This is a genomic window from Runella sp. R0.1_18 (assembly GCF_057652155.1).
On sequence record NZ_JBYFCK010000004.1, the window covers coordinates 472,221 to 494,979 of the forward strand.

19 protein-coding genes and 1 tRNA gene are annotated in these 22,759 nt (G+C 44.2%); 7 read left to right on the forward strand and 13 right to left on the reverse strand.

From position 1 onward, the window contains the following. Positions 1 to 139: 139 nt before the first annotated feature. Entirely contained in the window at positions 140 to 7,540 is a 7,401-nt protein-coding gene (gene sov, locus AC23P2_RS09855) for a T9SS outer membrane translocon Sov/SprA (protein WP_487773029.1), read from the forward strand. 297 nt (positions 7,541 to 7,837) lie between these two features. Here the strand turns inward: sov and AC23P2_RS09860 are convergent, their stop codons facing one another. Both AC23P2_RS09860 and argB read right to left on the reverse strand, forming a co-directional pair. Further along, positions 7,838 to 8,302 carry a RidA family protein gene (locus AC23P2_RS09860; protein WP_028522147.1) on the reverse strand — a complete coding sequence of 155 codons (465 nt, stop codon included), beginning with the start codon at positions 8,300 to 8,302 and terminating at the stop codon, positions 7,838 to 7,840. A 35-nt stretch (positions 8,303 to 8,337) separates the two neighbouring features. Further along, the gene (gene argB / locus AC23P2_RS09865) at positions 8,338 to 9,129 is read right to left on the reverse strand and encodes an acetylglutamate kinase (protein WP_487773030.1); all 792 of its coding nucleotides are present in this window, start codon (positions 9,127 to 9,129) and stop codon (positions 8,338 to 8,340) included. Positions 9,130 to 9,207: 78 nt separating this feature from the next. On the opposite strand from argB, the gene recO reads away from it, so the two are divergent. After that, positions 9,208 to 9,903, forward strand: a complete 696-nt coding sequence (gene recO, locus AC23P2_RS09870; protein ID WP_487773031.1) for a DNA repair protein RecO — start codon at positions 9,208 to 9,210, stop codon at positions 9,901 to 9,903. Between the two features lie 296 nt (positions 9,904 to 10,199). On the opposite strand, the gene AC23P2_RS09875 is transcribed toward recO, so the two are convergent. Next, entirely contained in the window at positions 10,200 to 10,928 is a 729-nt protein-coding gene (locus tag AC23P2_RS09875) for a metallophosphoesterase family protein (RefSeq protein WP_487773032.1), read from the reverse strand. Between the two features lie 379 nt (positions 10,929 to 11,307). Between AC23P2_RS09875 and AC23P2_RS09880 the strand changes: the two genes are divergently transcribed. The 5 genes from AC23P2_RS09880 to AC23P2_RS09900 all read left to right on the forward strand — a co-directional run bounded on the left by AC23P2_RS09880 (position 11,308) and on the right by AC23P2_RS09900 (position 16,205). Then, positions 11,308 to 11,493 carry a hypothetical protein gene (locus AC23P2_RS09880; RefSeq protein ID WP_487773033.1) on the forward strand — a complete coding sequence of 62 codons (186 nt, stop codon included), beginning with the start codon at positions 11,308 to 11,310 and terminating at the stop codon, positions 11,491 to 11,493. Between the two features lie 74 nt (positions 11,494 to 11,567). Further along, entirely contained in the window at positions 11,568 to 11,942 is a 375-nt protein-coding gene (locus tag AC23P2_RS09885) for a helix-turn-helix domain-containing protein (RefSeq protein ID WP_487773034.1), read from the forward strand. 84 nt (positions 11,943 to 12,026) lie between these two features. Further along, positions 12,027 to 13,985: an alpha-1,4-glucan--maltose-1-phosphate maltosyltransferase gene (locus tag AC23P2_RS09890; protein WP_487773035.1), complete on the forward strand. Its 1,959-nt coding sequence runs from the start codon at positions 12,027 to 12,029 to the stop codon at positions 13,983 to 13,985. Between the two features lie 12 nt (positions 13,986 to 13,997). Next, positions 13,998 to 15,416, forward strand: a complete 1,419-nt coding sequence (locus AC23P2_RS09895) for a pyridoxal phosphate-dependent decarboxylase family protein (RefSeq protein ID WP_487773036.1) — start codon at positions 13,998 to 14,000, stop codon at positions 15,414 to 15,416. A 54-nt stretch (positions 15,417 to 15,470) separates the two neighbouring features. After that, complete coding sequence (locus tag AC23P2_RS09900; RefSeq protein ID WP_487773037.1) at positions 15,471 to 16,205, forward strand: class I SAM-dependent methyltransferase; 735 nt, start codon at positions 15,471 to 15,473, stop codon at positions 16,203 to 16,205. Positions 16,206 to 16,678: 473 nt separating this feature from the next. On the opposite strand, the gene AC23P2_RS09905 is transcribed toward AC23P2_RS09900, so the two are convergent. The 10 genes from AC23P2_RS09905 to AC23P2_RS09950 form a co-directional block, all read right to left on the reverse strand. After that, positions 16,679 to 16,810, reverse strand: a complete 132-nt coding sequence (locus AC23P2_RS09905; protein ID WP_487773038.1) for a hypothetical protein — start codon at positions 16,808 to 16,810, stop codon at positions 16,679 to 16,681. Positions 16,811 to 16,842: 32 nt separating this feature from the next. After that, positions 16,843 to 17,088 (reverse strand): PIN domain-containing protein, encoded by a 246-nt coding sequence (locus tag AC23P2_RS09910; RefSeq protein ID WP_487773039.1) that lies wholly within the window; start codon positions 17,086 to 17,088, stop codon positions 16,843 to 16,845. Further along, on the reverse strand, positions 17,088 to 17,303 hold the full coding sequence (locus tag AC23P2_RS09915) for a hypothetical protein (protein WP_487773040.1): 216 nt from the start codon (positions 17,301 to 17,303) through the stop codon (positions 17,088 to 17,090). Before AC23P2_RS09915 ends, AC23P2_RS09910 begins: the two co-directional genes overlap by 1 nt. Positions 17,304 to 17,337: 34 nt before the next feature. Next, a complete protein-coding gene (locus AC23P2_RS09920; protein ID WP_487773041.1) occupies positions 17,338 to 18,012 on the reverse strand; it encodes a restriction endonuclease subunit S in 675 nt (224 codons plus the stop codon). A gap of 23 nt (positions 18,013 to 18,035) precedes the next feature. Further along, positions 18,036 to 19,580 (reverse strand): HsdM family class I SAM-dependent methyltransferase, encoded by a 1,545-nt coding sequence (locus tag AC23P2_RS09925; RefSeq protein ID WP_487773042.1) that lies wholly within the window; start codon positions 19,578 to 19,580, stop codon positions 18,036 to 18,038. A gap of 158 nt (positions 19,581 to 19,738) precedes the next feature. Next, entirely contained in the window at positions 19,739 to 20,170 is a 432-nt protein-coding gene (locus AC23P2_RS09930; protein ID WP_487773043.1) for a type I restriction enzyme HsdR N-terminal domain-containing protein, read from the reverse strand. Between the two features lie 158 nt (positions 20,171 to 20,328). Beyond that, a tRNA-Asn gene (locus AC23P2_RS09935) sits at positions 20,329 to 20,402 on the reverse strand. 129 nt (positions 20,403 to 20,531) lie between these two features. Further along, complete coding sequence (locus AC23P2_RS09940; protein WP_028522138.1) at positions 20,532 to 20,807, reverse strand: PH domain-containing protein; 276 nt, start codon at positions 20,805 to 20,807, stop codon at positions 20,532 to 20,534. Positions 20,808 to 20,839: 32 nt separating this feature from the next. Beyond that, the gene (gene rsmG, locus AC23P2_RS09945; protein ID WP_472493283.1) at positions 20,840 to 21,460 is read right to left on the reverse strand and encodes a 16S rRNA (guanine(527)-N(7))-methyltransferase RsmG; all 621 of its coding nucleotides are present in this window, start codon (positions 21,458 to 21,460) and stop codon (positions 20,840 to 20,842) included. 11 nt (positions 21,461 to 21,471) lie between these two features. Then, positions 21,472 to 22,647, reverse strand: a complete 1,176-nt coding sequence (locus AC23P2_RS09950) for a glycosyltransferase (RefSeq protein WP_487773044.1) — start codon at positions 22,645 to 22,647, stop codon at positions 21,472 to 21,474. Positions 22,648 to 22,759: the final 112 nt, after the last annotated feature.

A 22,759-nucleotide genomic window follows, 5' to 3' on the forward strand; every position in this document is an offset into this window, starting at 1 on the left:
GGCATTTTAGCAGGAATTTACTTTTTTCGACAGTTATCCCTATCTTTAGCCCGCTTTCTTAAAAATATCCGTTTACTCGAAGACGATTGGCAAGGTTTTGGCCGTTAAGCTTTTGAGTACGTAAGACCGTTGAAGCATCGTGGGCATTATTACACAAAAATTCTATTTTAGTTCTGTTAAATCGTACGCTATCGCCAGTTTGTCAACCGCCTTGTGGCTGGGTGCCGAATCTGCTGAAGCTCAGACTTCTAACCAAAGTCGGAGAACGGCCGTTCAAGACACCAGCCGCGAGAACCGTCAAAGTCGGCGATTCCTGTACTCTCGTTGGGACGATCGCCCAAGCAATCGTTTCAATTATGTTCCTCCTCGTTCCTCACTTTTTTTACGTGAGCCTAAAAGCCTCACCAATGAGTTTCGATTAGACACCAACCGACGAATGTCGGTCTATGAGCGCATAGGTGATCCTAAAGCGCCGCCACTCAACTACCGTAATCCTCTGAGTATGACTTACGAGGATTTTCAGAAGTTGCAAGATCGCCGCGTTTTTAACTACCTCTGGCGCGATTATTCATCGAAGCAAGACGGAAAAGGGGCGTTGGGAGCCAAGGGGCTATTGCCTAAATTGGATTTGCCTCCAGGGTTCGACCGAATCTTTGGGAGCAATGGTATTGACTTTAAACCCAACGGCTTTGTGTTGTTGGATTTTGGCGTCATGCACCAAGAAACCGACAACCCGCTGATTCCGATTCGTCAGCGTCGGGCTACTAACTTTATTTTTAACGAACAAATCAACGTCAACTTCAATGGGAAGATTGGCGATAAATTGGGCTTGTTGACCAACTTCGATACCAAGTCGAGTTTCAATTTTGAAAATCAGCTAAAACTCGACTACCGCCCAGGGAAAGTGAACCAAAACTTGCCCAATGTTCCTAACATGCCCAACGGGGCGGGTTTGGGACAAGGTGTGCAGAATGGACTCAATCAACAAGGGGTGGGTGTCGGTCAAATGGGAACTGGGCCGCTTGATTATATCCCCGAAAACGAAAGTATTATTCAAGGTATTCAGGCGGGGAATGTCAACTGGCAAATCCCTTCTCAGTTGATTCCTGGGGTACAGAATTTGTTTGGAGCAAAAGTTGACCTTCGTTTTGGACGTTTGACTGCGACGGTCGTGGCTTCGCAACAACGCTCTCGTCAGCAGTGTATCACGCTGCGGGGAGGAGCCCAAAACCGTCAGTTTGAGATTCGGGCAGATGCTTACGACGAAAACCGCCACTTTTTCTTAGGACAATATTTTCGCGAGAACTACGAACGTTGGTTGGGTAACTTGCCGATGATTATGTCGGGAGTGACAGTTACGCGTTTGGAAGTATATGTAACCAACCGTACCAACAACACAGAGACCCTACGAAATCTTGTCGGTTTGTCCGACTTGGGAGAACCTAAGCCGTTTAATACAGCCAACCCGAACGTTCAACCGATTGCCGCAACTCGCCCGTTGGATAACAAATCGAACGGGTTGTACCAAAAAATTACGACGGATGCCAACGTACGCCAAGCCGACCAAACAAGTACGGCCATGGAGCAGTCGTACAACCTTCGCCGTGGTGATGATTATGATGTGTTGCGAGGAGCGCGGCGTTTGAGTGAGCGGGAGTTTAAATTTCATCCTGAGTTGGGATATATGTCGCTTTTGACTCCCCTTCGGAACGATGAAATCTTGGCCGTTGCTTATGAATATACCCTTAACGGGCAAAAATATAAAGTAGGGGAGCTGACCGAAGATTACCAAGCTCGTCCCGAAGACCAAGTATTGGTGTTAAAATTGTTAAAATCATCGACGATTCGTAACAATACCAATCACCCCATGTGGAATTTGATGATGAAAAACATTTATTCACTCAATACCACACAATTGGGAAAACAGAATTTCCAACTTCGGGTCATTTATAAGGATGATATAACAGGGATGGATATTCCTAACCTACAGGAAGGGCCAATTGCCAATATCCCGCTGCTACGCGTGATGGGGCTCGATAAGTTGAACCCGCTCAACGACCCCGTTTTGGACAATAACCGCAAGCCTATTGGTGACGGAAACTTTGACTTCATTGATGGAACAACCGTTGATAGCCGTTACGGACGGATTATTTTCCCTGTATTGGAGCCGTTTGGGTCAAATTTAGCCAAGCAATTTACGGGTGATGAAGTTCTTGCCAATAAGTACGTTTTCAACGAGTTGTATCGCTCTACCCAGATTGATGCACAACAGATTACGGAAAAAAATAAGTATTTCTTGAAAGGCTCGTACCAAGGTTCGATGGGAGGCGCAACGGTGCCGTTGCCATTCGGGGTATCCGAAAAATCGGTGATTGTACGGGCGGGTGGCGTTCAGCTTACCCCAGGCGTAGATTACATGGTCGAAGGACAGTCTGCCGTGCGGATTATGAACGAAAGTGTAATTAATTCGGGTCGTGATATTGAAGTATGCTACGAACAGCCCGATTTGTTCCAAAACCAGATTCGTACCTTATTAGGAACACGCCTCAACTACACCATCAATCGCTATGTGCAAGTAGGGATGACGGCCATGCGCCTACGCGAAACGCCCGCAGGGTTTTTGACGCGTGCTGCTTTGGGTAACGACCCTGTAAGTAACAGCATCGTTGGGTTTGATTTTACCTACCGCAAAGATGCGCCGTTCTTAACAAAATTGCTGGATAAACTTCCGTTGATTCAGACCAAAGAAATGTCGAGTATTCAGTTTCAGGGCGAAGTCGCACAGTCATTTGCAGGCTTGCACCCACAGGTACGAAACCGAATAGTGGTCGATGACTTTGAATCGGCACGGACTCAGTATGACCTGACCCGTCAGCCTACTCGTTGGCGGATGGGGGGCACACCGCAAAACTTCCCGCAAGGGACATTGTCTAACCCATTGGAATACGGGTACAATCGGGCAAAAATATCGGCCTATTCCATTGATATTTCGTTTTCTCCCAACGCCCAGATTGGCCTTCCGCAGCGTCCTAATATTGTTCAAGAAGATTTTAACAACGTTTATGAGCGCTTGTTTACACCGCAAGAAATCTTCACAGGACGGGGCTTGTATTTGGTGAATTTGCCAGAAAATATTCTCGACGTAGCATACTTTCCGAGTGAGCGTGGGCAGTACAACTATAACCCAGACCTTGATCCTGACGGGCGCTTGCGCAATCCTCGTAAAAACTTTGGGGCTATTACCCGTGCCATTGGATCGGATGTGGACTTTGACAATGCCAACGTCGAAATCTTAGAATTTTGGATGATGGATCCATTCAAAGAAGGGGTAAATGGTGTTGTGAAAGATGGATTTGTTAACAAAAATAACGTAACTGGAGGAAAGCTGTTTTTTAACTTGGGAGAGATTTCGGAAGACGTGATGAAAAACGGACGTTACGACTTCGAGAACGGATTACCTGTTGGAGAAAAAACAACGACTCCTACGGCAACTCAACCCACTGCAACGGTAGCTCAGACTCCTTGGGGATACAGCACACGTCAACAGTTTATCATTAATGCTTTTACCAACCAGTCTGGTGCACGCGAAAAGCAAGATATTGGGCTAGATGGTTTGAATAACGCCGAAGAAAGTACCTTCTTTAATAATTATCTTCAAAGTTTACCCGCTAATCTAAAGTCAGAAGCCCGTCAAAGAATTGAGGCTGACCCCTCTGGTGACGACTTTGAGTTTTATTTTAGTGCTAAAGCCGATAGCGCCAATAAAAAAATTGTAGAGCGTTATAAAAACTACATGGGGACGGAAAATAATACCCCTGAGTTTGAACGTACCAACGCGATTACAGAAGCGGCCACTAACTTGCCCGATGGAGAAGACCTCAACACCGATAATACCATCAACGACCAAGAAGCGTATTATGAGTACGAGGTTGATCTGAAACCTGGCCAACTCGACGTTGGGAAACCTTATATCGTCGATAAAGTGACAGCTTCCAACGGGGCAGGAGACAACGTTAACTGGTATTTGTTCCGTATTCCTGTACGTGAGTTTACGCGCAAGGTGGGTAATATCAACGGGTTTAAATCCATTCGGTTTATTCGAATGTATATGACAGATTGGGACAATCCTGTGGTACTTCGTTTTGCTCAACTCCAAATGGTGGCGACACAATACCGTAAATATACAGGCGATCTCAATGCCAAAGGCTTGCAAGAAGTGCCTGAGCCTTACGATGCTCAATTTAAGATTGCGACAGTAAGTGCTGAAGAAAACAGCTCGAAGGTAGTAGCAGGCTCAGATACGAAGAAACAAATCTATGCTGTGCCTCCAGGTTGGCAGCGCGACGTCGATTATACTACGCCAAACCAACGCCCATTGAACGAACAAGCTATGAGCTTGTGCGTGACCAACCTTCGTGATGGCGATTCTCGTGCGGCGTTTAAGAACGTGACAAGCCAAAACATGCTTTTCCGTGAGCGGTTGAAAATGTTTGTTCACATGCACAACGATCAAGACGAAGACGGGCAAGTGTCGGCTTTCTTGCGTTTGGGAACGGATGTGACGGAGCATTATTATGAAGTTGAAGTAACGAAATTACGCGCAACTCGTCCGAATACCGACATTCCAGAGCAAGTATGGCCTGAGCAAAACGAGATTGACATCGAAATGCAATGGCTTATCGAAGCCAAACAAGAGCGCGATCGACAAACAGCCCCTTCGCTGACAGTGCCTTATACCATTACCAAAACCGATGCTTTGGGACGAATCTATCGAATTACGGTGGTGGGACGGCCCGATTTGAGTAATATCATGGTGACCATGATTGGTTTACGGAATCCGCGTTCGGATGACCAACAAGCCAAAAGTTTTTGTATTTGGGTGAATGAACTGCACGTGCAAGGGTTTGAAAACCAATCGGGGACAGCGGCTATCGCTAGGGCTGATATTAAATTGGCAGATTTGGGTACAATCCAAGTAGCTGGGAAATGGACAACTTTTGGTTTTGGTGGGGTTCAGCAAAAACTCGCCGACCGCTCTCGTGACAATACCACGGAATTTAGCTTGTCGTCGGCGTTGGCGTTGGATAAGTTTTTACCACAACAATGGGGCTTCAAAATTCCTGTTTATGTCAACTACGACCTGCGTGAAGTGCGTCCTCATTTTAATCCCTACGACCCTGATACACCTCTCGCGACTTCGTTGGCCAATTATGCCGAAAATGATGCCCGAAGGATGCAGCTAGAAAATTCGGCAGTTGAAAAAATGGAACGACGGGGTATCAACTTCTCAAACGTTCGAAAGACAAAGGTTGGTCCGAATGCCAAACGACATCTCTGGGACATTGAAAACTTCTCGTTTACGTATGCTTTCAACGAGCAGACGCGTCGTAGCAGTTTGCTGGCAGACTATACCCAACGCCAATACCGTGGAGGTATCGTGTACCAATACAGCTTCCCGCAAAAGCCTTGGGCGCCGTTTAAGACTGTAAAAAGCCTCGAACGTCCTTATTTAGAGTTGTTGAAAGAGTTCAATCTTTCGTTGTTGCCAACCCAGGTGGCGGTGCGTTTTGACGCCGATCGTAGTTTTGTTCGTACACTGTACCGAACGGGCGATTTGACTTCGTTGGGGCAGTCTCCGTTGTACGAAAAATACTTCTTATTCAACCGCTCGTATGATGTGTCGTGGAATTTGACCAAAAGCATCATGTTGTCTTACAGTGCGTTGGCCAATGCCGTGGTGGACGAGCCTCAAGGTGACATTGACACGCGAGCAAAGCAAGATTCGATTTGGAACAACTTACGTCGATTTGGACGGACTAAAAACTTTGACCAAAAACTACGGCTAACGTACCGCTTGCCGTTGGATAAAATCCCGTTGCTCGACTGGATGACGGCAGATTATAGCCACAACATTGGTTATCAATACCAAGCCAATTCACTCGGGATTAGCGATACGCTGGGGATTTTTTACGGAAACACCATTCGGAATAGCTTAGATCGAAGCATTCGTGGTAAAGTGGATTTTGTGATGTTGTACAACAAACTCCGCTACTTACGTTTTGCCAATACGCCGTCGCCCAAAAGGAAAAACTTTGCGCGTAGCCCAGGGGATGATGAAGAAATAAATCGTGAACCGAGTAAATTGCTGAAAAATATCACCCGCTTGTTGATGACGGTACGTGGTATCGACGTGGATTATTCGCGCCAAGAGACGACCACCCTACCAGGGTTTTTGCCCGATGATCCTAACAGATTTGGGCTAGACGCGGCCATGAATGCCCCTGGATTACCTTTTGTATTGGGAAGTCAAGACCGCAATTTCCACCGACAAGCTGCCGATAAAGGTTGGTTGACAAAAAGTACGATGCTCAACTTGCCGTTTATGCAAACGCTCAATCGGACGTTCCGAATGAACACTCGTTTGGAACCGTTCAAAGATTTCAGGGTTCAGATTTCGGCGACTTTAACGCGAGGGGATGACTATCGAGAATTTTACCGACCCTCTACCCCAGGTGGGCCTTACGAAGTCCAAAGCCCGATTCGTAACGGTAATTTCCAAATGTCATTTATGTCGTTCCGAACGGCTTTTGCCAAAATTAATGACGATAATACGTCGCCTATTTTCGACCGCTTCAAAGCCTATCGCGAAGATTTTGTGCAAATTTTGACGGAAAAACGCCTGCGTGATAACCCTAATGCTACATTGGGTGAGTACAATGTTAATTCACAAGATGTACTGATTGCGGCGTTTTTTGCGGCTTACAACGGTAAAGATCCGAAGAAAGACCCCTCAAAAGTACGCACCAATCCATTCCTAGGCTTCCCAATGCCAAACTGGCGGGTGGACTACAACGGGTTGTCGCAGCTGGGTGCTTTCAAAAAGATATTTAGCTCATTTACCTTGGAGCATAGCTATCAATCAACCTACAGCGTGGGGAACTTTACTTCATCGCTTGACTATCAGTCGATGTATGTCAACCTTGCCGTGATGAACTATCCGTTAGCGATATTGCCAGGAGATAATGGCCAAGCCATCCCTGTGTTTGTGATGAGTACGATTTCACTATCGGAGAAATTTGCGCCTTTGATTGGGATTCGTGCCCGTACGCAGAATAAGATTGACATGCAGTTTAGCTACAACCAAGACCGCAACGTGGCGCTCAATTTGTCGAACTCACAAGTGGCAGAGTTGTTTAACCGTGACATAACGGCAACGATTGGTTTCACGCGCAACAACGTACGAATTCCGTTCCGTATCAATGGTGAGTTTAAGAAGTTGAAAAATGACTTGCAGTTCCGCTGTAGCTTTACCATCAGGGATACGCGCGCTATTCAGCGTCGTTTTGAGGAACCTCCAACGGCTACGCAAGGGAATTATAACTTCCAATTGCGCCCACAGTTGAATTATACAGTGAGCAAATTGTGGAGCTTACAGTTTTATTTCGACCGTACGTTCAACAATCCTTACGTACTTAACTCGTATCGCCGTTCCGTTACTTCTGGTGGTATTCAAGTACGATTCAACGTCGCTGAGCTGTAGTGAACATATATGAGGTAGGTTGCTCACAATCTACCGTTTGAGCGAAACAAAAGCCCTCCGAGAGTTTTGATGCTTTCGGAGGGCTTTTTGTTTGGGGAGTTTCCCATTTTGTCATCGCGAGGTATTTTGTCACCCCAATGTACTTTGTCACCCCGACGAAGGAGGGGTCTAACACCTTACCCCAGAGACTCATACTCGGCGGGCGGGGTTGTGAGCAACCCCTGACACGGCTCGGTTGTAAGCAACCTCGAACACAGCCCTGACACGGCTCGGTTGTGAGCAACCTCTCTCATGCTTTTAATCAGCCAATTCAAAAATTACTTCAATTTCGATGGCGGCCATACGTGGCAATGAACCCATGCCTACGGCACTGCGTGCGCCTACGCCACGCTCATCTCCCCAAATTTCGGCAAATAGCTCGCTGCAACCGTTCATGACGTAAGCGTGCTGCTCAAACTCAGGAATGGCGTTAATCATGCCCAATATTTTTACTACTTTGTTGATTTTATCGAGGCTACCAAACTGCGAACGAAGCGTCGAAAGAAGTAAATAACCCGTTTTACGAGCGGCTTCTTTGGCTTCGTCGGCGGTTAAGTCTCTGCCAACTTTTCCCGCAATCAGACTACCGTCAAGTTCCAAGGAGATGTGTCCAGAGATGTACGCTAAATTTCCTGTGACAACGACAGGTGTGTAAACACCCCCTTTGGCTGGTGGAGGTGGTAAAGTGATTCCAAGTTTTGCGAGATTTTGTTCGGCAGTCATAAAAAAATAGTATGGTTGTTAGAAATATTTACTTTTTATTCGTTGATGAGCTGGGTGCCTGCAGTGCCATCATTGACGGCCGTAGCAAGCTGGTCGGCATGACAAATTGTTACTTTGGCTACGCCATTTTGGAGTGCGGCGAAGGCATTGTCAAGTTTGGGAATCATCCCTTTATTAATTACCCCTTCGGCTTTGTAAGCTTGGTAGGAACTTGGGGCAATTTGAGGTATGACTGCGTCATCGTTGGTAGGGTCAGACAAGACCCCTTTTTTCTCAAAACAATACACTAAGTTTACTTCAAACTGGGTCGCTAAGGCTACTGCCACCGACGATGCCATGGTATCGGCGTTGGTGTTGAGCATACTTCCCGAAGCAGGGTCGAAGGTCAAAGGGGCAATGATAGGCACAAGACCACCACGGAGAAAGGCGGAAAGTTGGTTGCTATTCACTGCCTCGACGTCGCCTACAAACCCGTAGTCGATTTCTTTTACGGGGCGTTTACGGGCCTTGATAACGGCCGCATCGGCACCCGTGAGCCCAATCGCATTGCTGTCTTTTTGTTGTAGTTTTCCAACGATGGTTTTGTTTACCAAACCTCCATAAACCATCGTGACGACGTTCAGCATGGCTTCGTCGGTAATGCGTCGGCCATCGACCATCAAGGTTTCGATGCCTAACTTTTCGGCCACTTGGGTCGCGATTTTGCCGCCACCGTGGATCAATATTTTGTGTTGAGGCAAGCCCGCAAACGACGATAGAAAGCGGTCGAGGGCTTCAGGATTATCAATGACGTTGCCGCCTATTTTAATTACTAGCAATTTTTCCATAAACTTGACATCTAATTTGGTCGGCAAATTACTGAAATTCCTACGACACACGCCCTACAATTCGCCATCATCTCCTTTATGATTCACAAAACCCGTGGCATAGCCCTCAATTTCCTTCGTTACCGAGAAACGTCGATTATTGCCAAAATCTACACGGAAGAGTTTGGTATTCAGAGCTATATCGTGAACGGTGTAAGGTCGGCCAAGTCCAAAACCAACCGAATTGCGTTGTTTCAGCCACTGACTTTGCTCGACTTAGTGGTGTACCACAAGAGTAAAGAACAAACCATCCATCGTCTATCCGAAATTAAATGTAGTTTGCCTTTTAAAAGTCTCCCGTTTGATTTTGTAAAATCGAGCATTGCGCTTTTTATCACCGAACTTTTGGTTAAAACACTCAGAGAGGAAGAAACTAATACTCCTTTGTTTGAATTTCTTACCGAATCCATCACATATTTGGAAGAAACGACAACGGGATACGAAAATTTTCACCTTCAGTTTTTGGCAAAATTTGCGTTTTTTCTAGGTTTTGGGCCCGAAACGGTCAAGGAAATTGAGGAGCAGCTGGCCGAGAATTTATATCCATATACCCTCGAACCCGAAATGCGAGAGGCAGTACAAGTGTTTATACATTTGCCTTACGAAGCCAGAGTCCATTTAGACCGACTTCAACGCAGCAAATTGCTGGACGCCCTTATTTTTTTCTATAAAGTCCACCTGGAAGGGCTTGGAGAAATTAAGTCGTTGGATGTACTTCGGGAGTTGATGCGTTAGTTTTTCTGTTTCCTGTTTTGGGTTTACTGTTTCCTGTTTTGGGTTTCCTGTTTCTTGTTTTGGGTTTTGGGTTTCCTGTTTCTTGTTTTGGGTTTCCTGTTTCTTGTTTTGGGTTTACTGTTTCCTGTTTCTTGTTTTGGGTTTTTTGTTTTCCAAAAATGAAACCTTCAAACCTCCAACCCCAAACCTTCAAACCTCAAACAGTAAACCTCCAACCCCAAACTGTAAACCTGCAACCTCAAACAGTAAACCTCCAAACCCCAAACTGTAAACCTCCAAACAGAAAACTTAAAAACTCACTTCTTCCCCCTTCCTTCTTCGCCAGGGTAGAGGTTTTGGACGATGTCGCTTTGCCAGTGTTCTTTAGTGGTTGCATCCATTAATGTGAGTTTTCCGTGAAAAGCAGCGCCGGTATCAATATTCCAAATGTTGGCACGGTGCATGGGCAAATCAGTGTGGTAATTGAGGGTTGGCGTATGGCCAATGAAAATTTCTTTGAAGCGCTTAAAACGCTTAGGGTAAAGCGTTGAAGACAGGTTTTTATCCATACTAACTGCGGTTTCCCACAAGGTACGATCCCAGCAGCAAATGGTTTCATCCTCCTCTTGTTCGGGGCCGTAAACCGACGTAAAGCCGCCGTGTACAAACAAACGGTTTTGAGAATCAATGTAGTAATATTTCATCTGACTAAAAAAAGCCAAATGAGCCAGCTTGGCCTCAATGTTGTAGCGTTGATAACTTTTGGCCGTGCTACTTCCTCCGTGCAGCAACCAGTGGTGCGGGGCAAGTCCCATTTCAAGCCAGCCCTCACACCATAAATCGTGGTTTCCTTTGATAAAAATACAGGGTTGTTTTGACGAAAGCTTCATCAAAAAATCAATGACTTGGGCCGATTCGCTCCAGCCATCGACATGATCGCCCAAAAAAATGAGCGTATCCTCGGTCGTGACAGTAGCCCGCTGCATCACTTGCTGTAACGCACGCAAACCACCGTGTATGTCACCTATAACCAAGGTTCTTCTCATAGAAAAAGTGAATAAAGTATCAACGTCGTCTCTTTAACATCGTTGAAAAGGTTGGCGATGTATAGTAGCAATTATACGTAAAACCCCAGTTGAATCAAAAAGTAAAGCTGTTTCTTTGAGCTTAATCAATGAAAAATTTTTGATAAAACAATAAAAATGAAACTGATTAAACTAGCACATAATCAAAAAGTTAAGGGGAATTACTAGTGACTTTTGCTCCTTTTTTACTTGTTTTAAAAAGAGAAAACCTTAAAAAATTGTATTTTTCAAGGAATTAATTTGAACTTTAATAATTTTTTAATTTTTTTTTAAGGAAACCATTGCAAATATTAAAAATGTATTTACCTTTGTAACGGAAACCTTAAAAACATCACAAAAAATGAAAAAGGCATTTGCATTCTTATTTGTTGCTGGTATGATGACTCTAGCAGCTTGTGGCGGTAAAACTGAAGAAGCTGCTACTACTGACACTACAGCTGCTGCTGCAGTTGACACTACTGCTGCAGTTGATACTACTGCTGCTGTTGATACTACTGCTGCTGCTGATACTTCAGCTGCGAAATAATTTTCGCCGCAACAAACGAGTACAACAAATGAAAGCTTTGCGAACCTTCGCGAAGCTTTCGTCGTTTTTATAGCATGATGAAAACGATTGCTGAAAAAATCCGACTCCTTCGCCTCGAAAAAGGCTTTTCGCAAGAAAATGTGGCCGATATGCTCGGTATCTCTACCACAGCCTATGGAGATATTGAACGAGGTAAAACCGATTTGACCCTTTCGCGGCTCCAAAGTATTGCCCATGTATTTTCGACTTCATTGGGGCATTTAATGGGCGAAGAGGATGTTATTACTTCTCAAATTCAACAGTTAGAGCTCGAAAAACTGAAAATGGAGAATGAAAAGCTACGCCTTGAAAATCAGCTATTAAAAGAGAAGCTGGCAGGAAGAATCGTCATAGATTTGCTACGCGAACGTACGCAAGTTCCCGCCGAACGACAACGGATTGGTTTTTGAGTCAAGAAATAATAAATCCCTACCCCGACGCTTGTTCACGTCGGGGTATTTTTTTAGGTTTAGGGCGTAAAACCAAATAAACCTATGATGAATCTCGCTGAAATTGCTGGAAAAAACCGCGTTATCATTGAAAAAGTAACTCCTGAGCTAGACGGAGGACAATTTTATATCAAAGCCGTTCCTAACGAAGTGATTCAGGTAGAAGCGGATATCTTTTGTGATGGACACGATAAGACCGCAGCACGCCTCTGTTTTAAGCATCAATCCGAAAAAAAATGGTCTGAAGTACCCATGCGGTTTGTGAATAACGACCGCTGGGAAGGACAATTTACCGTCGAAAAAGAAGGAGACTATCTTTATACCATCGAAGCATGGGTAGATCATCTCGCATCGTGGGAGCATGAAATTACCCTCAAAATTCGCGATGCACAGCACGTCAATAGTGAGCTGTTGGTGGGGGCGAGTTTGCTGGAAAAAACGGTGAAAAATGCCTCTAAAGAAGATAAAAAAGCGATTCAAGAAGCGATAAAGCTGTTTAGAGATGAAAAACGCTACAACGACGCGGTGCTGTTGGCCATTGGTGAACAAATGGCCGAATGGATCGAGAACTACTCGCACCGCGAAAATGCCACTCGTTATAAAGAACTTCGCTTATGGGTTGACCGTCCGAGAGCAGGCTTTTCAACGTGGTATTCGATGTTTCCGCGTTCGGCTGCCAAAGAGCCTGGGCAGCACGGAACTTTTCGAGATGTGATAGATTTGTTACCCCGCATTGAACGCATGGGATTTGATGTACTTTATTTGCCGCCCATTCACCCGATTGGGATGCAGTTTCGGAAGGGAAAAAATAACAATGTATTGTGCCAGCCTGGTGAACCAGGGGTTCCGTACGGAATTGGTTCTGACTTAGGTGGTCACGATGCAATTCATCCTGACTTGGGAACACTCGATGATTTTAAAGCCTTGGTTGCAGCGTGTAAAGCCCACGGAATGGAGATTGCGATGGACTTAGCGATTCAGTGTTCACCCGACCACCCTTGGGCCAAAAATCATCCCGAATGGTTTAAGATTCGCCCTGACGGAACGATTCAATATGCCGAAAACCCACCAAAAAAATACCAAGATATTTACCCCATCAATTTTGAAACGGAAGCATGGGAGAGCTTATGGTTAGAGCTTCGTCGCATTATTTTTGTGTGGGCTGAGTGGGGCGTGCGTATTATTCGGGTGGATAATCCCCACACAAAAGCGTTTGCATTTTGGGATTGGGTAATTGCCGAAACTAAGAAAAAATATCCTGATATGATATTTTTGGCTGAAGCGTTTACGCGCCCGAAAGTAATGCAACGGTTGGCTAAAGGTGGTTATAATCAGTCTTATACGTACTATACTTGGCGCACGTCGAAGGAGGAGTTAGTAGCGTACATGACCGAGCTAACGCAAACGGAAATGAAACACTATTTCCGCCCAAATTTCTGGCCAAACACACACGACATCAACCCGCCGTTGTTGCAGTCGGGGCATGAACCTAATTTCTTGATTCGCTATTTTATGGCCGCGACGTTGTCATCGAATTACGGGATTTTTGGCCCTACCTATGAATTTATGGTACATGAGGCTTTTCCAGGAAAAGAAGAATACTGGAACTCTGAAAAATACGAAATCAAACACTGGGATTGGAACCATACCAACAAACTTACCTACGTCATAACGCAAGTAAACCGCGCCCGAAAAGAGAATGCAGCGTTGCAACAAACCAATAATATTACGTTTTGTGACATCAATGACGACCAACTTTTAGCCTATCTCAAAACGCATCCCGATGGCAATCGTATTTTGTGCGTGGTGAATTTGGACGGGTATAACCGTCGAGGTAATACTGTGCGGATTCCGTTGCATAAAATTGGAAAAGCTGGTTGGGAAGATTTCATTGTCCACGATTTGCTAACGGGTTCTAAGTACGTTTGGAAAGGGGAGTATAACTACATCGAACTTGACCCGTATCTATTGCCTTTCCATTTATTCCGAATTGAAGATTTATAAGTTAGTAAGTTTATGCGTTTACAACAAGCGTACTCTGCGGAGCATTTTCGGGAAGAAGCCCATCGACTGGTTGACCAGCTCGCGGATTATTTAGCCGTTGTGCAAAGTCAGCAACTTGAAACGGTCATTCCTTACCAGTCGCCTGAAGAAAATTTTCTTTTCTGGCAACAGAATGCCCAAGAAGGCGTAGGGGCGTCGTCCGATTTTTTTGCAGAAGTGATCCAGCGCTCTACCCATCTGCATCATCCACGGTACATGGGGCACCAAGTGTCGCCGCCGTTGCCGATGGCAGCCATGGCGGGGATGCTGACCAGTTTGTTAAATAATGGCATGGCGGTCTATGAAATGGGATTGGTGTCCAACCCCCTTGAGCGCATTTTGAGCGAATTGTTGACTCAAAAAATCGGGTTTGGGGCGGAGGCCAGCGGATTATTGACTTCGGGAGGGACGTTGGCGAACCTCACTGCGCTGCTCACTGCTCGTGCTACTCAGACAGAGGTGTGGGAAAATGGCCACGAACAACCTTTGGCAGTATTGGTGTCAGAAGAAGCACATTATTGCATCGACCGTGCCGCAAGAATCATGGGAATGGGAAGTGGTGGTATTGTTAAAATCCCGACCAACGCACGCTTTCAGCTGCGAACAGAGTTGTTGGAAGATTATTATCAAAAAGCGGTTCAAAGTGGTCGAAAAGTAATTGCGGTCGTTGGAAGCGCTTGTTCGACCTCAACAGGCGCTTACGACGACTTGGTAGCCATTGCCGATTTTTGTGAAAAACACCAATTATGGTTCCATGTGGACGGAGCACACGGTGGGGCAGTGGTTTTTTCTGAACGCTATAAACCATTGGTAAAGGGCATCGAACGGGCCGATTCGGTGGTCATTGATTGGCATAAAATGCTCTTGACGCCAGCGTTGGCAACGGCTTTACTCTTTAAAAGAAACCAAGATTCGTTTCAAACCTTTCACCAAAAAGCGCAGTATTTGTGGGCAAACCAAGGCTCGCAAGAATGGTTTAACTCAGGCAAGCGGACTTTTGAGTGTACGAAACTGATGATGAGTGTAAAAATATACGCCATTCTCAAAACCTACGGAGAGGAGATTTTTACCGAAAATGTAGAGATATTACACGGCCTTTCCGTTCGTTTTGCGCAAATCGTAAACGAACGGAAAGGTTTTGAGTTGGCCTTAGCGCCCGAAAGCAACATCGTGTGTTTTCGGTTTGTGGGAGAGGGGCGCACAGCGGAGCAAATTCAAACGTTGAATGCCGCCATTCGTCAAAAACTACTGGAAGAAGGAGCTTTTTATATTGTTCAAACAACGCTTCGCGACAAATTGTATTTGCGGGTTTCGTTGATGAATCCACTAACGACCGAGGAAGATTTGACGGCATTGCTAGACGCGATTGAGCGTTTGGCGATGAAAATGTAGGGTAGCTTTTGTAAAGAAAGAAAATATTGTCGTATTTTTCTGAAAATCAACGATATGGATTCTAATTCTTACGACAATATTGCCAATGAATACCGAGATTCTAAGCAATTAGACTTCCGAAAATACATTGAAGAATATACCCTTCACCAACTGCTTGGAGAAGTGACTGGGCTGAATATTCTTGACCTAGCTTGTGGAGAGGGCATCTACACCCGCAAGCTTAAAAAACGGGGGGCTGCCACCATCTTGGGCGTGGATGTATCGGCTCGGATGATTGAACTTGCACAAGAAGCAGAAGCCAAAGCGCCTTTGGGGTGTGACTATTTGGTGCAGGATGCACTCACGATGAAACTTGGACGGCAATTTGACGCGGTGGTGGGTATGTACTTGCTGAACTACGCGCAATCAGCCGATGACTTACAGCAGTTTTGTCAAGTAGTGTACGAACACCTCCCACCTTCTGGTCAATTTGTAGGTTTTAATGACAATCCGCATAACCAACTCCATCATTATCTCAATTATCGCAAGTACGGTTTTATCAAAGAATCGACCAGTCAGCGAAACGAAGGTGAATTTGTTAGGTACCGAATGTTCAATTTAGACGGGACAGAGTTCAGCTTCAATAATTTCTATTTTCATCCTTCTACTTACGAACTTGCCTTTGCCAAGGCAGGTTTTCGAGATTTTCAATGGCAAGGTCCCTTTTTAGATTCATCACAAGCCTCGTCTGACTACTGGCACGAATTTATGACTAATCCACCATTAATTGGTTTTAGGGCGGTGAAATAGGGGTGGCAAAACTAGGCTAAATTCAAACAATCAAAGCTGTCTTGGAAGTTTTGACGATGAGGGTACATGGATGCTTTGTGGTAAAAGTTGTTTGTTGATGGTAATTGGCGAACCGTAGAATTGTTTGAGTCAAACCACCCCTATGACTTTTTTATCATCAACCGTAAATATCAAAACAATGAAATCTAATCAACAAAATACACCTGCCCCATTGACAGGCGAGCAGGTTGTTCAGAAAAAACTTGAGGCTATGAACAAACTTTTGAAAAAGATAGAAGTAGCCGAGTTAAAGAAATAAATCGTCACAACCAAGGCGACTCGTACGGAATCCTGACAGCATAAAACGTAAATCATAACCACCACGAAACGAAGGCTTTTGCCGATTTTAGAGACAGATTTCTAAGTAGAGAGATAAAAATATTTGCTCAACGCCCCCAATAACAGAAACAGCCGCTTTGTAGCGGCTGTTTCTGTTATGTTGCTTGTAAAATAACCTTAAATTCGTCTAAGCTCACTACGGTTACTTTAGGGAAATCGGTATTTTTGAGTACGTTAAAATCTTTGTCGTTGGTTACTAAATAATCTACCCCTGCGGCAATAGCCAAGTCTGCAAACTTGTTATCGTCGGGGTCTTCTTCTATGAGTTGCCAGTATAGTAGGGTTCAGAAAACAAAGCATTGGGTGCAAATGTGAGAACTGTTAACACCAAATGAGCCGTACGACTCGAATAACGTTCCGAAATTTTTTCGTCGTATTCGGTCAATATTTCGTTACTGATAGCCCACTCAAACCGTTCTTGCTCAAAGGCTTCATATAACCAATAATACGCCCCCTTTGGCGGAATGGAAGCCAGCAAACAGTTGGTGTCTATTACTACCCGCATTAGCTGTCTTGGTTGAGCATCGCATCAAAATCGGCTTGGGTGTAGCCTTTTTCGGCCACTACTTGTTCTACTTCATTACGGAGTAGTTCAGAATAGTGTTTTACCAATACGCGCTTGAGTGCCAAAATTTCATCGTCTGACATATCACGGTTGAACAACCGCAATAGGCTAACTTGTAGCGGGTTGAGCTTGTGAGTTATCGCAGTAGCAGCCATATCTTTTTGTTTTTTTGGCGAAATTACGATTTTCTTAGCTTTCGCCCAAAATCATCCTTTCTACTTCGGCTTTGGCCGTTTCTATCGCTTCTTTGGCTTCTGCTTCGAGTGTTTTTGCCCTTTGACGTAAATCGGTGATATGTTCGACTATTTCATTTTGAATTGACAGGGTAGGTAGTGGAATTATTATATTTCCAAGTTCTTCCTGAGTAATTGCAGGATAATTTCTGCCGCTGCTTCTTTGTGACATTTGATTTAGGCAAATCCGATGCCTCAAAATAATGTGAAGGTACTCTTTTAATAATTCCTTAACTTTCAAGTATCGGATTACTGAGAAACCCGTAGAAGCAATGCTAAAGTCTTGGTTTTTAGATATTTTTGCTATTGCTCCTGTATTCGGTCTGGTTGTAGAAACGATAATGTCATTTTCTCTGACAATCATTTTTGCCCTACTTGGTGCTTCTCCAATCGGAACGTGGTTAATCTCCTTGATTTCACCACTGCCTAAATCAATCGCGCTAATTTCAATATAAGGGAAAATGCTCTCAAAAAAATCTTCACCATTCCAAGTTTCATTTGAAAACTGGACTAATTGTAAAAGCTTCTTAGAAGGGTTTTGGGTAATTCGATTTATAATTAACTGAAATTCAAACTTGTAGAAATTAGGGTCTAACCTTTTATCTAACGCCCCTCTTTTAACCAAAAACATTTTATTTGGGTCAACAGAGGGGCTTAGACGAAAAAAGAGTCTGTACTTTTTTCAATGGCTTCGATAAACCGTTTAAGTTCATCGGTCATATCGGCCAAATCGTTTTGAGGTATGGTTTTGCCCGTAGCGTCGTAGCCAATGGCTTCGGCTATGCCCATAAAAATCGGGTAGTCGGGTAGTTCGTTTTGTTTTCGGGTTTGGTAGTGCTCTTCGATTTCTTCTTTAAAGTTACTGATACGCTCGTTGAGTTCTTCAATTTGGCTTTCTGTTACTCCTTCGGCTTCCTCAAAATGTGCTTTTTCTTTGGCTTTTAATTGTTTTTGGATAGCCTTTTTTTTCTTGTCCCATTGGTCAATTTGGGCTACCAAACGCCTTTCTGTGGCCAATTGGCCCTGAAGTTTCAGTTTGGCTTTTTTGATTTGTTGCGTAGTGGCGTAGGTATGTTTTTTCAGAAACAGAACCGAACTTTTTACCCCTGCCCCTGTATGCGTAAAGGCCGTTTGGGGTAGGCTCACAACGGCTACAATCCGAAACTTTTCTTCAATGCTTTCGCGCACGTACGCCAAAGAGCTATTGGTCAAAATCCCGTCGGGAATCACTACGGCCAAATAGCCACCTTCTTTCAAGAACTTGTAGCATTGCTCAATAAAAAGGATTTCTGTACTTTGATTTTCGCGGCCTGTAAGTGGGTGATTGGGCTTGAGTTGTTTGTCTATCCAATTGATTTCTTTTAGGCCAAAGTCATAATAAGGGGCTGTGGCCTTATCAAACTTCATGTATGATTTTTCGGATTGTTTGGCAATAGACCCAAACGGGGGATTGGTCACAATACAATCAAAGCTATCAGCGGCAAATCCTTTGTTTCCTGTGGTTTTAGCTGTGTAGTCAATCGAAAAAAGACCGTCAAAACAAATTACGTTGGTGTGGCCGTCGTCATGGATAATCATGTTCATTTTGGCTACCCTGCTAATCTGGTCGTTTATTTCAATCCCAAACAGATTTTTTTCGGCAAAACTATGCCAGTGGTTATAGTGTTCGACGGCTTCTTTGGGATTGGTCAAATCAAAAAGTTGGTCGGCTTGCTTGCGCACCTTATCCAAACAATACAGTAAAAAGCCCCCCGAACCGCAGGAAGTATCTAACACTTTGCTTTCGTTGGTCATGGGCAAAACATCTACGGCAAACTGGACTACATTGCGAGGGGTAAAATATTGCCCAAAATCACCCCTGAAATACGTTCCCAAAAACGTTTCAAAGGCTTTACCTTTGCTATCAAGGTCGGTATCAGAGAGGCTAATACCCTGAAAATATTCTACTACGGTTTTTATCCGTTCGGCGGTCAAATCAAGGGGTTTATTGAAAACTTCTTTGTCTTTTTCCTTGCCTTTGTCGTACAGTGCCAGGATACGCGCTTTGAGATTTTCGGGGTGTTCGTCTAATACTTGGAAATGATACGGTTCGCCTTTACGGGTGTAGCGTTCATCCCATATTTTACAGAAAACCACTTTGTCCAGTTCATCAAAAGCCTGTGAAGGGGTTAAGCTCTCCCCCTGCCCAAAAGGCGTCATGGGCTTGTTTAAAAAGTCGAGTTAATTCGGCTTCAGTAATGGGTTTAAGTTCGGCAGCCTTTACCGTTATATCTTTACCTTGCACACGGTCTTTATAAAAACCTCCTTTGGCAAAGCGGTATTTTTGCGCGTCTTCATACCGTAGTACGGAATGTTTGCTATTGGTTCTTTTGAATCCTTTTCTTTATTGAATCGGTAAAATTCCTCTTTGTTACACAAATAAACTTTGTTGTCCCTGCCAGTGCGTGAGCATAGCTAAAGGCTTGTTTTACAGCTTCTTTAAATTCGAGTTCTGAAACGTCTGCTTTTTTACATTTCACTACAATATGAGGTTTTGTAAATGTATCGTCACTGTAAACGATTAAGTCGGCTTCTTTTTCCGAACTACCCATTTTCACGGGTTCGTATTGCTTTATCTGATTGACTGGATAGCCATATTCTAAAACGAGTTTGCAAAACGTTTCGGCCTGAACTTGTTCTTCGGGGTTTGACCAGTTGCGTTTTTTATTCTGGAAGGTGTAAGTGATATACTTTTTTTCTGAATCGAAGCTAATCAGACCTTTTTCAATTCCTAATTCGATAAATGACATAGTAAGCAGTGCTTAAGAGGCTGTAACAAGTAGAGACATATAGAAGCACACACACTAACTTTGTTAAATATGGCTACACTCAAATACACAATATGTAGCCAAGGAAAATGAAAAAGCCTGATAATCAGTGAATTATCAGGCTTTCCTTGTGTTTGAGGCTCTCGAAGCTGGGCTCGAACCAGCGACCCTCTGATTAACAGTCAGATGCTCTAACCGACTGAGCTATTCGAGAGTTTGACCGTTATCGTTTCCGATTTTGGTGGTGCAAAAGTAGTAGCTTCTACGATTACACGCAAGAGTTTTTTGATATTTTTTTGCTGTTTTTTTGATTAAACAGCCTTTTGCTCTTAAAATCAGTCAATTATACTCGCTCTAAAATCAATTCTTTGATGCGTTGTGCATCCCCTTTGGTGAAGTTTTCAATCACAATTTCGGGCCTTGCACGAGGAATAACGCGAATAGTAGCAAAAAACATGCCGCTGTCAATCTCTACGCCTGAGATGTCGCTGTAAAATACAAACTGCTCGGTACCCCCAATGAGCTTCTTCAATTTGAAGCTTACCCCTTTGTCGGTAAGGTGTACTTCATTGGGACGAACTGGGTCTTTGATGCTACTTGATTTGAATATTTCGTTCATGATTTATGCGAAATTGATGATGTTAAACAAGTTTAGTTTGGAACGTACACAATCTTTTTTGTTTCAAAAAAATCTTCCTCAAAAAAGTCTTGTAAGTTGTAGATTTTGTATTTACGCTTGAGCTCGCTCATTTCTTCGTCTAAATCGCCCCCTTTTAAAGCTAATACGCCGTTGGAGATAGAATGAACGTGGTTGCGACTAATTTTATTTTTGACCCAGCCGTGTAAAGGTGTAATTCGGGCTACAGCGCGTGTAACAACAAAATCATAGTCGCTATCGGCCTGTTCGGCGCGGCAGTGTTGGGCACGTACATTGGTTAGGTTAAGGGCTTCCGCTACGGCTTCTACCACTTTTATCTTTTTACCAATACTATCAACCAAATGAAATTCGGCTTCTGGAAACATGATGGCCAGCGGTATGCCAGGGAAGCCACCTCCTGTACCTACGTCCAGGATGCTAGCAAATTCGGCAAATTGTACCACTTTGGCAATCGCCAGCGAATGCAAAACATGGCGCTCATAAAGATTTTCAACGTCTTGCCGTGAGATAACGTTGATCTGGGCGTTCCAAAGAGCGTATAATTCCTTCAAACGAGCAAAACGATCGTGTTGAGAAGGAGTGAGATGGGGAAAATATTTTTCGATGATTTCCATGATCAAATGGCTTACCGCCAGCGTACTTTTTTGCGTCGATTGGTCCACATCACCACCGACATAACGGTGTAATAAATAAACAAAACAAAATCCATGAATGGAATCGCAAACCAGCCTACAGATTTGTACAGCTTACGCGAAGCAATTCCTAAAACAATCCATTGGGATAATAAGCGTATTCCAAAAATAGCGGCAATGATAATAATATAGCCTAATTGCAAAGGTGGAAACGATACGCCTCCCCAGATTCCTAAACCAATAAAGAACACCCAACTGAGCACATGTGTTCCCGATAAAACTGATAGCCGAACTTTATTGGGAAATTTGTAGTACTTACTTACGGAGAGGTGGCGTTTCTTTTGCCAGTACCACGCCGCCCAAGTACTTTTGGGAATAGACACCATAAAGGCATCGGGGTCAAGGCAAACAGCGGTGTTTTGGGCAGTTGCTATTTCGTTCATCAAAAGGTCATCGTCTCCTCCCGTTACCCGCAAGTGGCTATAAAAGCCTTTGTTTTGAAGAAATAGTGACTTACGGTACATCAAATTTCGCCCAACACCCATGTAGGGTTTTCCCGCTAAGGCCAAAGATAAATACTGAACCGCCACGTAAAATGTCTCAAAGCGAATAAGTCGGTTGAGAAACCCTGGCTGCTTTTCGTAAGGTGAAAAACCTACAACGATTTGTTTGTCTGAAGTCAAACACGCAACCATCCCTTTGATCCACTGGTCGGTGGTAGGGCGACAGTCGGCATCAGTCAGTAAAATAATGTCATGTTTGGCACTGCGTATGGCCGTGGTGATGGCGTATTTTTTAGGAGTGACGTGGTCGTATTCCTGCTCGATGTGCAAAAAACGAACATGTTTCCACGCTTGGGCTTCTGTTTCGGCAAAATCAACCGTGCCATCCCAGGAGCGATCATCCATGACAATCACTTCATAGTTGGGATAGTCTTGCTCATTAAGCATTGGGAGCAATGCGCGCAAGTTATCAAGTTCATTGTGTGCACACACTACGACAGATACCGCAGGATACTGGGCAGGGGGTTCGGTAGAGCGCTTAAAGAGCAGCCTTGTAAAAACGCCCAAAACGTAATAAAGCTGAACGACGACCACGGCGCCGAATATGCCTAACGATAGATTAACAACGGGATGTGAAGACCAATCAGGGAAATAAAGTATATCCATGCATTCTCAATAAGTGCGCAAATATAACGGGGTATTTTGGCATACAGAAAGTTGCGGAACTAGATAAACCAATATTGACCTTTATTTTTGCAGAAAAAGTGCATCAAGTGCG